The 13422-nt window shown below is 72.9% G+C and carries 1 protein-coding gene and 1 pseudogene; both read right to left on the reverse strand.

Annotated features, from left to right (window positions below):
• Window positions 1-6170: SDR family NAD(P)-dependent oxidoreductase (locus ACIP6N_RS29675; RefSeq protein ID WP_401820805.1), on the reverse strand; the 6170-nt coding region annotated here is incomplete at its 3' end.
• 19 nt (window positions 6171-6189) lie between these two features.
• Window positions 6190-13416: pseudogene (locus ACIP6N_RS29680) on the reverse strand (type I polyketide synthase); the annotation flags it as partial.
• Window positions 13417-13422: the final 6 nt, after the last annotated feature.

The raw sequence follows: 13422 nt of genomic DNA on the forward strand, positions 1-13422 counted from the left end.
CCACTGGCCAGCGCCTGCCGGATCACCCGCTGCTGCGAAGGACCATTCGGAGCAGTCAGACCGTTGGAAGCACCGTCCTGGTTGATGGCCGAGCCACGCAGCAGCGCGAGCACCTCATGGCCGTTGCGCTTGGCGTCCGACAGCCGCTCGAGCACCAGCATGCCGACACCCTCGGACCAGCCGACACCGTCGGCCGACTCGGCGAACGCCTTGGAGCGGCCGTTGGGGGCCAGGCCCCGCTGCCGGGAGAACTCGATGAAGGTGCTGGGGCTGGACATCACGGTCACACCACCGGCGAGCGCCAGTGTGCACTCACCGTTGCGCAGTGCCTGCGCCGCGAGGTGCATGCCCACGAGGGAGGAGGAGCACGCGGTGTCCACGGTGACGGCGGGGCCCTCGAAGCCGAGGGTGTACGAGACACGGCCGGAGGCGACGCTCGGCGCGCTGCCGTTGCCGCGGAACGCCTCGTACTCGTCGCCCGTGAGCGCGGTGCCGTAGTCGTTGTACATCACACCGGCGAACACACCGGTCCGGCTCTCGCGCAGCGAGACCGGGTCGATACCGGCCCGCTCCAGGGCCTCCCAGGAGGTCTCCAGCAGCAGTCGCTGCTGCGAGTCGGTGGCCATCGCCTCACGCGGGCTCATCCCGAAGAAGTCCGGGTCGAACTCGCCCGCGTCGTGCAGGAACCCGCCCTCGCGGACATGTGTCCTGCCGGGGCGGTCGGGGTCGGGGTCGTAGATGCCCTCGACGTCCCAGCCTCGGTTCGTCGGGAAGGGCGAGATGGCGTCGGTGCCTTCGGTGACCAGGCGCCACAGATCCTCCGGTGACGTCACTCCGCCCGGGTAACGGCAGGCCATGCCGACGATCGCGATGGGGTCGTCGCCGACCGGGGGCAGCGCGCTGACCGGTACCGCCGGTGCCTGCGCCTCCTCGGCGCCGAGCAGTTCCTCGCGCAGGTGGCCGGCGAGCGCGCTCGGGGTCGGGTAGTCGAAGACCATGGTGGCGGGCAGCCGCAGGCCGGTCACGGTGTTGAGCGCGTTGCGCAGCTCCACCGAGGTCAGCGAGTCGAAGCCGAGGTCCTGGAACTGGCGGGACGACTCGACCTCTGCCGCGTCGGTGTGTCCGAGTACCTGGGCGACCTGGCCGCGTACCAGGTCGAGGAGGACTTCCCCGCGTTCCTGGACGCTGAGCCCGGCGAGGCGCTGGGCGAGGCCGCCGGCCGTCTCCGAGACCTGCGCGGCGGCGCGCCTGGCAGAGGTGCGGATGAGACCGCGCAGCAGGGGAGCAACGGTGCCCTGGGCGCGCAGGACCGGCAGGTCGAGGCGTACGGGTGCCACCGCGGGGGCGCCCGTGGCGAGGGCGGCGTCGAAGAGCGCCACACCCTGTTCGACGGAGAGGGGCGGCATACCGGAGCGGGCGATGCGTTCCACGTCGACGTCGGTGAGTGTGCTGGTCATGCCGACGCTCTGCGTCCAGGGGCCCCAGGCGAGGGCCAGTCCCGGCAGTCCCTGGGCCTGGCGGTGCTGGGCGAGGGCGTCGAGGAAGGCGTTGCCCGCCGCGTAGTTGGCCTGTCCCGGGCTGCCGAGGGTGGCGGCGACGGAGGAGAACAGGACGAACGCGGTGAGGTCGAGACCGCGGGTCAGCTCGTGCAGGTTCCAGGCCGCGTCGACCTTCGGGCGCAGGACCGCGTCGAGCCTCTTCGAGGTCAGCGAGGCGACGACGCCGTCGTCGACCACGCCGGCGGTGTGTACGACGGCCGTGAGCGGGTGCGCGGCGGGGACCGTTGCCAGCAGCTCGGCGAGGGCGGTCCGGTCGGTCACGTCGCAGGGGGCGACGGTCACATCGGCGCCGGATTCGGTCAGTTCGGCGACCAGTTCTTCCGCGCCCTGCGCCGCGAGGCCGCTGCGGCTGACGAGCAGCAGGTGGCGTACGCCGCGCTCGGTGACGAGGTGGCGTGCCATGACGCCGCCGAGGCCGCCGGTGCCGCCGGTGATGAGGACGGTGCCCTCGGTGTCCCAGTCGCTCTGTTCCCCGGGGACGGGGAGGCGGTTCAGGCGTGCGGCGAGCAGTTCGCCGCCGCGCACGGCGAGGTCGGGCTCGTCGGCCGCCGCGTTCATGGCGGCCGAGACGGCCGCGGGGACGAGGGTGGCCGCGTCGGTGTCGAGGTCGAGGAGGCCGAAGCGCCCCGGGTTCTCGGTGCGCGCGGTCCTGATGAGGCCGTGCACGGAGGCGGCGGGGAGATCGTCGCCGGTGGTCGCTCCGCGGGTGACGAACAGGAGGCGGGCGTCGGCGAACCGGTCCTCGTCGAGCCAGTGCTTGACCTGTCCGAGGACGAAGCCGCCGAGGGCGTGCGTCGCTTGGGCGCTTCCTTCGGTGCTGTCGCCGGTCGCCGCGATGACGACGATGCCGGGCACCGGGCCTTCGGAGGCCGCCAGGGACGCCAGGTCGGGGTGGACGGTGACGGGGGCGCCCGCGGCGCTCAGGACGTCGGCGAAGCCGAGGGGGTCGGCGCCGACGACGGCCGTCGTGTCGGGGACGGTGGCGGCCACCCCCTGCACCGTGGCCCACTCCACCTGGAACAGCGAGTCCCTGTGGACCGTTCCGGGTTCCTTCAGGCCCTCGGTGGGGACGGCGCGGGAGACCAGGGAGTCCACGGAGAGGACGGGGCCGCCCGCGGTGTCGTAGACGGCGATGGAGACCGTGTCGTCACCGACCGGTGAGATCCGGGCGCGTACCGCGGTGGCCCCCGAGGCGGTCAGGGTCACGCCTTCCCAGGCGAACGGCAGTCCGCCGTGGCTGATGGCGCCGAGTTCGGTGTAGGCGGCGGCGTGCTGGGCCGCGTCGAGCAGTGCGGGGTGCAGGCCGAAGGCGCTCGCGTCGGTACCGGCGTTCTCCGGGAGGGTGACCTCGGCGAACACCTCGTCGCCGAGCCGCCATGCGGCGCGCAGGCCCTGGAAGACCGGTCCGTAGTCGAAACCGAGTCCGGCGAGACGCTCGTAGCAGCCGTCGAGGTCGACGGCCTGCGCGCCGGCGGGCGGCCAGACGGTGGCGTCGAAGCCGGATGCCGCGGCCCCTGACCCGGGGGCGAGTACACCGGTGGCGTGCTGGGACCACGGAAGGTCGAAGCCGTCCTCGGCGCGGGAGTAGATGTCCAGCGGGCGGCGCCCGGAGGCGTCGGCGACGCCGACCCTGACCTGGAGCTGCACGGCGCCGCGTTCGGGCAGTGCGAGCGGTGCGGCGAGGGTCAGTTCCTCGACGCGGCCGCAGTCGACCTCGTCGCCCGCGCGGATGGCCAGTTCGACGAAGGCCGTTCCGGGCAGCAGGGCGCGGCCCTGGACGCCGTGGTCGGCGAGCCAGGGGTGGGACTGGACGGACAGCCTGCTGGTGAACAGGGCGCCCGCACCGTTGGCGAGTTCGACCGCGGCGCCGAGCAGGGGGTGTTCCGCGGAGCCGAGGCCCGCGGCGCGCATGTCGCCCGACTTGTTGAGCCCGGCGGCCGGCCAGAAACGCTGCTTCTGGAACGGGTAGGTGGGCAGGTCCACCCTGCGGGCTCCGGTGCCCTCGTACACGTCGGCCCACCGCACGGTGGCGCCGCGTACGTGCGCCTGCGCGAGGGCGGTGATCGCGGCGAGTTCCTCGGGGCGGTCCTTGCGCAGCAGCGCCACGGCGGCCGCGCCCTCGGGCAGCGAGTCCTGGGCCATGGCGGAGAGGACGCCGTCGGGGCCGATCTCCAGCAGGGTGGTGACGCCGCGTCCGGTGAGGGCGCCGACGCCGTCGGCGAACCGTACGGCTTCCCTGACGTGCCGCACCCAGTACTCGGCGGAGCACAGCTCCTCGACGGCGGCGATGTCACCGGTCAGGTTCGACACGACGGGGATACGGGGTTCGCGGAACGTCAGGCTCTGTGCGACGGCGCGGAACTCCGCCAGCATCGGGTCCATCAGCGGCGAGTGGAAGGCGTGCGAGACCCGGAGCCGGCTGGTCTTGCGCTCCAGCGCCTCGAAGTGCGCGGCGATCTCCAGTGCGGCGCTCTCGTCGCCCGCGATCACCACGGCCTGGGGGCCGTTGACCGCGGCGATCGACACGCGGTCGGTGAGCAGCGGGGTGATCTCGTCCTCGGTGGCGCGCAGGGCGATCATGGCGCCGCCGCGCGGCAGCGCCTGCATGAGCGAGGCGCGGGCCGTCACGAGGCGGCAGGCGTCCTCCAGGGAGAACACGCCCGCCACGTGAGCCGCGGCGATCTCACCGATGGAGTGCCCGCCGACGAAGTCGGGGGTGACGCCGAGTGAGGTGACCAGGCGGTAGAGCGCGACCTCGATGGCGAAGAGGGCGGGCTGGGTCCAGCGGGTCTCGGCCAGTTCGCCGGCGTCGGTTCCCCAGACGATGTCGCGCAGCGGGCGGTCGGAGTGGGTGTCCAGCTCGTCGGCTATGGCGTCGAACGACTCGGCGAACACCGGGAACCGGGCGTGGAGTTCACGTCCCATGCCGAGCCGCTGGGAGCCCTGGCCGGAGAACAGGACGGCGAGCAGACCCTCTCCGGCGACGCCCTTGGCGACCTCGGTGGCGTCCGTACCGTCGGCCAGCAGGACCGACCGGTGTTCGAACACGGAGCGTCCGGCGGCGAGGGAGTAGCCCACGTCGGCCGGTTCGACACCGGGGTTGCGCTCGATGAAGGCGGTCAGCCGGGCGCGCTGGGCCTCCAGCGCGGCGGCCGAGCGGCCCGCCAGGACCCAGGGTACGACCGTGAGTTCGGTGGTGGCCTCGTCGACGGGGGCGTCGGCGGCGGTCTCGGTGACGGGCGGCGCCTGTTCGACGATGACGTGCGCGTTGGTGCCGCTGACGCCGAAGGAGGAGACGGCGGCCCGGCGGGGCCGTCCCGTCTCCGGCCAGGCCATGGCCTCGTTCAGCAACTCGACCGACCCGGCCGTCCAGTCCACGTCGGAGGACGGCTCGGCCGCGTGCAGGGTGCGCGGGATGTGCCCGTGCCGCAGCGCCATGATCATCTTGATGACGCCGGCGGCGCCCGAGGCGGCCTGGGTGTGTCCGATGTTCGACTTGAGGGAACCGAGGCGCAGCGGGCGCTCACGGTCCTGCCCGTAGGTGGACAGCAGCGCCTGCGCCTCGATCGGGTCACCGAGCGTGGTACCCGTGCCGTGCGCCTCGACGACGTCCACGTCGCCGGGCGCCAGCCGGGCGTTCTCCAGCGCGGCGCGGATGACCCGCTGCTGCGAGGGGCCGTGCGGCGCGGACAGGCCGTTGGAGGCGCCGTCCTGGTTGATGGCGCTGCCGCGGAGTACGGCCAGGACCGGGTGGCCGGCCCGCTGGGCGTCGGAGAGCCGCTCCAGTACGAGGACGGCCGCGCCCTCGCCCCAGCCCGTTCCGTCGGCGTCCTCGGAGAACGACTTGCACCGGCCGTCCGCGGCCATGCCGCCCTGCGCGGTGAAGGAGATGAACGGGCCGGGCGTCGCCATCACGGACGCGCCGCCCGCCAGGGCCATCGTGCACTCGCCGTTGCGCAGGGCCTGCGCCGCCCAGTGCAGGGCCACCAGCGAGGAGGAGCAGGCGGTGTCGACCGTGACGGCGGGGCCCTCGGCGCCGAGCGTGTAGGAGAGACGTCCGGAGATGACGCTGGCGGCGTGACCGGTGGTCGAGTACAGCTCCACGTCCTCGTCGGACGCCTTGATGACGGAGGCGTAGTCCTGGCCCGCGGTGCCGACGAACACGCCCGCCTGGCTGCCGCGCAGGGTGGCCGGGTCGATCCCGGCCCGCTCCAGCGCCTCCCAGGCGACCTCCAGCAGCAGCCGCTGCTGGGGGTCCATCGCGACGGCCTCACGCGGCGAGATCCCGAAGAACCCGGGGTCGAACTCCGCCGCGTCGTAGAGGAACCCGCCCTCCTGGGCGAGGCTGCGGCCGGGGCCGTCCCCCGCGAGGCGTTCGAAGTCCCAGCCTCGGTCGGCGGGGAAGGACCCCATGACGTCTCTGCCCTCGGTGACGAGGTCCCACAGATCCTCGGGCGAGGTCACTCCGCCGGGGTAACGGCAGCCGATCCCGACGACCGCGATGGGCTCAACCGCCGCCGACACCAGCTGTTCGTTCTGCTGGCGCAGTCGCTCGACCTCCTTCAAGGACGACCGCAGCGCCTCGACGTACTTGTTAGTGGACGTGCTCATCGTTCTCTCCAGCTCTCTTTCAGTTCGCCGAGTTCTCGGTGGCCAGCCGCAGCAGAGCTTCGGCGTCCATGTCGTCGAGTGAGTCCGACTCACCGTCCGCCTCGGGGGCGGTGTCTTCGGTGGTGTCGGCGCCGGCGAGTTTCAGCACCATGTCGAGCAGGCCCGCCTTGCGGAGCCGGCTGATGGGAACGGTTGCCAGGACGTCCCTGATACGGGCGTCGGGATCGTTGGGACGGTCGGTGGCTTCCTCGTCCGGTGCCGCTCCGAAGAGCAACGAACCGATGTGTTGTGCGAGGGCCGTGGGGGTCGGGTAGTCGAAGACGAGTGCCGCGGGCAGGGGCAGGCCGAGCGACGCGCGCAGCCGGTTGCGCAGTTCGACCGCCGTCACGGAGTCGAAGCCGACGTCACGGAAGGCGCGGGACGCGGGGATGGCGTCGGCCGCGTCGTGGCCGAGGGTCGCGGAGGCCTCGGTGCGTACGGCTTCGAGCAGGGCGCGGACCCGTTCCGAGGTCGGCAGCGCGTCGAGCCGCTGCCGCAGCGGCGGGACGTCCGGGGCGCCGTCGCCCGCGAGGACGCCGGTCCCGTCGTCCAGCGCCTTGCCGGCCTCCGGTATCGCCGTCAGCAGCGGGCTGGTCCTGGTCGCGGTGAAGCTGGGGGTGAAGACCTCCCAGTCCATCAGCGTCACGGTCATGGCCGTGTCGTCGTCCTCCAGCATCTGCTGGAGCGCGGCCATCGCCAGTGGCGGTTCCATCGCGAGTACGCCCTGCCGGCGCAGCCGCTCGTGGACCTCGGGGACGGTGGCCATGCCGACCTCTCCCCAGGTGCCCCAGGAGACGGAGGAGGCGGTCAGGCCCTGGGCCCTGCGGTGTTCGGCCAGGGCGTCGAGGTAGGCGTTGGCCGCCGCGTAGCCGGGCTGGCCTCCGCTGCCCCAGATTGCGGCGCCGGAGGAGAACAGCACGAACGCGTCGAGGTCGAGACCGCTGGTCAGTTCGTGCAGGTGGTTGGCGGCCGTCAGCTTGGCCTGCATCAGCGCGTCGAGCTGTTCCAGGGTCAGTGACGTCACGGCGTCGTCGCCGTCGGCCACGCCCGCGGAGTGGAATACGGAGGTCAGCGGGGTGTCGGCGGGGATCGCCGCGAGTACGCCGGTGAGCGCTTCGCGGTCGGACACGTCGCAGGCCGCGATGGTGACCCGGGCGCCCAGTGCCTCCAGTTCCGCGCGGATCCCGGCGGCGCCCGGCGCGTTCTCGCCGCGCCGGCTGGTGAGCACCAGGTGCTCGGCGCCGTGCTCGGCCATCCACACGGCGACCCTGCCGCCGATACCGCTGGTGCCGCCGGTGACCAGTGACGTACCGCGGCCACGCCAGCGGCGCTCGGGGCGGGCTGCCGCGGGTGCGGCGTGCACCAGGCGGCGGCCGTAGACGCCGGACGGGCGGACGGCGACCTGGTCCTCTCCTTCGAGTCCGGCCAGTACGGCGGTCAGGCGGGCCGCGGCCCGCGCGTCCACCGTCCCGGGAAGGTCGACGAGGCCACCCCAGCGGTCGGGGTGTTCCAGTCCGGCCACCCGGCCGAGGCCCCACAGGGCGCCCTGGACAGGGTGGGTGAGGCGGTCGTCGCGGCCGGTCGAGACCGCGCCGCTGGTGGCGCACCACAGCGGTGCGTCCAGTCCGGCGTCGCCCAGTGCCTGGACGAGGACGAGGGTCTGGGCGAGTCCGCCGGGCACCGAGCCGAAGTCGGGGTGCAGGTCCTCACCGGCGGCGAGCAGGGACAGTACGCCGGTGAACGGCTCTCCTTCGGCGGCGAGGCGTGCCAACTGCCCGGCCCAGGCGGCCCGGTCGGTGTCCTTGACCTCGAAGCGGACGGTGTCCGCTCCCAGCGCGTCGAGCGCGGCGCTCACCCAGGGGTCGTCGGCGTGGTCGGGAGCGAGCACGGCGAGCCAGCGGCCGGCGGGACGCGCGGCGGCCTGCTCGGGCAGCCGGGTCCACTCGACCCGGTAGCGCAGTTCGTTCACGAGGGAGCGCTCACGCGACTTGGCTCGCCACGCGGAGAGCGTGGGCAGGACCGCTTCGAGCGAGGAACGTCCGCCGTCGGCGGGGACGCCCAGTTCGTCGGCGAGGGATTCGAGGTCCTGGCTCTCGACGAGCTTCCAGAACTCCGCGTCCGCTCCGTCCCCGGCGCCGTCCGCGCTCTCGACGGCCTTCGGCTCGGGCCAGTAGCGCTGGTGCTGGAAGGCGTACGTGGGCAGTGCGACCGGTGCGAGGCCGCTCTCCGGGAACGCCTTGCGCCAGTCCACCGACGCGCCGTGGACATGGGCCTCGGCGAGGGAGGCGAGGAAACGCCTGGTGTCGCCCTCCTCCCGGCGCAGAGTGCCGAGGACCACCGCGGAGTCGGCGACGGCCTCCTCGACCGTCTCCTGGGTCTCCTGGATCGGGGCGGCGAGCACGGGGTGCGGGCTCACCTCGATGAAGACGCGGTGTCCGTCGGCCAGCAGGGCCCGGGTCGCCTCTTCCATCCGCACGGTCCTGCGGAGGTTGGTGTACCAGTAGTCGGCGTCGAACGCGGCGTCCTCGAGCCGGGCGCCGGTCACCGTGGAGTAGAACGGCACCTCCGCGGAGCGGGGGCTGACCGGGGCGAGTACCCGGAGCAGTTCGTCCCGGACCGCCTCGACGTGCGCGCCGTGCGAGGCGTAGTCCACCGAGACCTTGCGGGCGCGGACGCCCTGCTCCTCGCACGTGGCGAGCAGTTCGTCCAGTGCCCCGGCGTCGCCGGAGACGATGACCGAGGAGGGGCCGTTGACCGCGGCCACCGAGAGCTGCTCGCCCCAGGGCTCCAGCAGTGCGGTGACCCGCTCGACCGGAGCGGCCACCGACATCATGCCGCCCAGGCCGGACAGCTGGGGAAGCGCCTGGCTGCGCAGGGCCACCACGAGGGCGGCGTCCTCCAGGGTCAGCGCTCCCGCCACGTACGCGGCGGCGATCTCGCCCTGGGAGTGGCCGACCACGGCGGCGGGCTCGACGCCGTAGGAGCGCCAGAGCGCGGAGAGCGCCACCATCATCGAGAACAGCGCGGGCTGGACGACGTCCACCCGTTCGAGCAGGGTGGCGTCCCCCTCGCCGGCCAGCACGTCGTGCAGGGACCAGTCGATGTACGGGGCCAGCGCGTCGGCGCACTCGTCCACGGTCGCGCGGAACACCTCGGACGTCGTGAGCAGTTCGCGGCCCATGCCCCACCACTGGGAGCCCTGTCCCGGGAAGACGAACACCGGGCCTGTCGTGTGGTCGCCGGAGACACCGCGCACCACGCCCGCCGCGCTCTGGTCGGTGGCCAGCGCGTCCAGGGAGCGCAGGAAGTCGTCCCCGTTCCCGCCGAGCAGCACCGCGCGGTGTTCGAAGGTGGTACGGGTGGTCGCCAGCGACCATCCGACGTGGGCCGGGGACAGCGCGGGCTCGCTCCGCGCGTGCTCCAGCAGCCTGGCCGCCTGCTCGCGCAGCGCCGCCTCGGACTTCGCCGAGATCAGCCACGGCACCACACCGGTGTGTCCGGTGTCCTGGGTCCCGGAGTCCGGGGCCTGCTCGCCGGCGTTCTCCCGCGCCTCGTCCTGGGGCGCCTGCTCCAGGATCAGGTGCGCGTTGGTGCCGCTGATCCCGAAGGACGACACGCCCGCGCGCCGCGGACGGTCCGCGTCGGGCCAGTCGGTCCGCTCGCGCAGCAGTTCCACCGCGCCGGCGGTCCAGTCGACGTGCGACGAGGGGGTGTTGGCGTGGAGCGTTCCGGGCAGCACGCCCTCGCCCATGGCCATCACCATCTTGATCACACCCGCGACACCGGCGGCGGCCTGGGTGTGCCCGATGTTGGACTTGAGCGAGCCCAGCCACAGCGGGCGCTCCGGGTCCCTGTCCTGACCGTAGGTGGCGAGCAGCGCCTGCGCCTCGATCGGGTCACCGAGTTTGGTGCCCGTGCCGTGCGCCTCCACCGCGTCCACCTCCTCGCCGGTCAGTCCGGAGTTGGCGAGGGCCTGGCGGATGACGCGCTGCTGGGCGGGGCCGTTGGGGGCGGTCAGGCCGTTGGACGCGCCGTCCTGGTTCATCGCGGAACCGCGGACCACCGCGAGGACCGGGTGTCCGTTGCGGCGCGCGTCGGACAGCCGCTCCATCAGGACGACGCCGACGCCCTCGGCGAGCGTCATGCCATCCGCGTCCTCGGAGAACGGCTTGCAGCGGCCGTCGCGGGCGAGCGCCCGCTGCCTGCTGAAGCCGACGAAGGCGTGCGGGGTGCCCATCACCGCGGCGCCGCCTGCCAGGGCGAGTGAACTCTCGCCGCTGCGCAGCGACTGGCAGGCCAGGTGCATCGCGACCAGGGAGGAGGAGCACGCGGTGTCGACGGTGACGGCGGGGCCCTCGAACCCGAAGAGGTAGGAGACGCGGCCCGACAGCACGCTGGACGCGGTGCCGGTGACCATGTGCACCTCGGAGCCCTCGGTGCCGTTCTGCACGGTGGTCGAGTAGTCCTGGTAGCTGGCGCCCATGAACATGCCGGCGGAGCTGCCGCGCAGCGACTCCACCTCGATGCCCGCGCGCTCGAACGCCTCCCACGAGGTCTCGAGCAGCAGCCGGTGCTGGGGGTCCATCGACACCGCTTCACGCGGCGAGATCCCGAAGAAGCCGGGGTCGAACTCCGCGGCGTCGTGCAGGAATCCGCCCTGTGTGGAGTACGTCCTGCCCTGCCGGTCCGCGTCCGGGTCGTACAGACCCTGCGCGTCCCAGCCGCGGTCTGCGGGGAATTCGGAGATCACATCGGCGCCGTCGAGCGCGAGCCGCAGCAGCTCTTCCGGCGTGTTCGCGCCGCCGGGGTAGCGGCAGCTCATGGCGATGATGGCGATCGGGTCGTCCTCGCCGCCGGCGGACGCGGTGTGGGCGGCCGCCGTCGTCGTCCGCGTACCGCCCAGGGCCGCGGTCTTGAGGAAACCGGCCAGCGCGACGGAGTTGGGGTAGTCGAAGACCATGGTCGACGGCAGGCTGAGACCGGTGGCCGCCACGATGCGGTTGCGCAGGTCGACCGCGGTGACCGAGTCGAATCCGATGTCACGGAAGGCGCGCCGCTCGGGGAACGCGTCGGCCGACGCATGTCCCAGGACCGCCGCCGCTTCCGCGCGGACCAGGTTGAGCAGCAGGCGTTCCTGCTCGGGCTCGGTCAGCGCGCCAAGACGCACGGCGAGGTCGCTGGTCTCCGGCCGGGCGGCGCTGTGCGCGGCGGCCGCGGCCAGCTGGTTCCTGACCTCGGGCACGTCGTCGAAGAGGCGGGTGGCACGACCCGCGGTGAAGACCTGGTAGTACGTGTCCCAGTCGACGTCCATGAGGCCGATGACGGTCTCGTCGTCGTCGAGCACCTTCTGCAGCCCGGTCAGGGCCAGTTGCGGGTCGAGGTAGGCGAGGCCGCTGCGCCGGATCTGGTGCGGGTCGGCGAGCTCGCGCTCGATGTCGTCGGGCCACTTGCCCCAGTGCACCGAGGTGGTACGCAGGCCGCGGGAGCGGCGCTGGGCGGCCAGGGCCGAGAGGTAGGCGTTGCCCGCCACATAGGCGGCGTGGTGGCCACTGCCCCACATGCCGGCGGTGGACGAGTAGAGGATGAAGTCGTCCAGCTCGTCGTCGTCCAGCAGTTCGTCCAGGTAACGGGCGCCGCTGACCTTGGCGTTCACGACGTCGGAGAAGGCCTCGATGGTGGTCGCGGCAATCGTCTCCAGCTCGATGACCGCGGCGGTGTGAATGACGGTGCGTACGGTGCGGCCTTCGGCCTTGAGGCCCGCCAGCAGGGCGGCCAGGGCGTCACGGTCGGTGATGTCACAGGCCGCGGCGGTCACTTCGGTGCCCGACTCGGCCAGTTCCGCGACGAGTTCGGCCGCCCCCGGTGCGTCAGGGCCGCGCCGGCTCATCAGTACCAGGTGCTCGGCGCCCTTGTCCGCCAGCCAGCGGGCGAGCTGCGGTGCGAGCGTGCCCGAACCGCCGGTGATCAGTGTCGTACCGCGCGGTGTCCAGGTACGGGCCTGACCTGCCGCGCCGGCCCCCGCACGGACGATCCTGCGGGTGAACACACCCGAGGGCCGGATCGCGAGCTGGTCCTCCTCGCCGAGCGCGCCCGCCAGGGCGGAGGCCAGACGGCCGGCCGCACGCTGGTCCAGCGTCTCGGGAAGGTCGATCACCCCTCCCCAGCGCTGCGGGTGCTCCACGGCCGTCGTCCAGCCCACACCCGCCACCTGCGCCTGCGCCGGACGGGTCACCGTGTCGGTACGGCCGGTGGAGAACGCGCCCCTGGTCAGGAACCAGAGCGGCGCCTCGATCCCGGTGTCGCCCAGCGCCTGCACCAGCGACACGGTCAGCGCGAGGCCCAGGGCCAGGCCGGGGTGTCGCTCGCCCGGCTGTTCGGCCTCGGCCAGCACCGAGACGATTCCGGCGATGCCGATGTCCTGCGCGCCCACCGCGGAGAGCCGCTCGGCCAGTACCGCGCGGTCGGCGCACGACTCGTCGAGCACCAGACGCCGGACGTCGGCCCCGTGGCCGCTCAGTGCCTCGGCCGCCTGGGTGTCGTCGGTTCCCTCGGCGGACACCAGCAGCCAGACACCGGAAAGCGACTTCTGCGGGACCTTGTTCACCGGCGACCACGACACGCGGTAACGCCAGGAGTCGACCGTCGAACGTTCCGTACGCGACCTGCGCCAGGCCAGCAGACCGGGCAGCACCGCGGCCACCGAACCCTCGTCGGTACGCAGCGTCGAGGACAGCGCGGCGAGGTCTTCCCGCTCCACCGCCGACCAGAACTCGGCGTCCATGGGGTCGATCGCCTCGACCTGGTCGAGTACGGCGGGGATGTTCCAGAAACGCTCGTGCTGGAAGGCGTAGGTGGGCAGGTCGGCCCGCCGGGCGCCGGTGCCGGCGAACACACCGGCCCAGTCGACGTCCACACCGCGGACGAAGACCTCGGCAGCCGACAGCAGGAACCGCGCCAGCCCGCCCTGGTCGCGGCGGAGCGTACCCGTCGCCACCGCGGGCAGACCCGCGTCCTCGATGGTGTCCTGCACCGACATGCTCAGCACGGGGTGCGAGCTGACCTCGATGAACGCGCGGTGCTCGGCGGCCAGCAACTCCCCTACGGAGCCGGCGAACAGCACCCGCTGGCGGAGGTTGCGGAACCAGTACCCCGCATCCATCTCCCGGGTGTCCAGCCAGTCACCCGTCACCGTCGAGAAGAACGGCACCTCCGA

The sequence above is a fragment of the Streptomyces sp. NPDC088725 genome, assembly GCF_044751305.1.
In the GTDB taxonomy this organism is placed as follows: domain Bacteria; phylum Actinomycetota; class Actinomycetes; order Streptomycetales; family Streptomycetaceae; genus Streptomyces.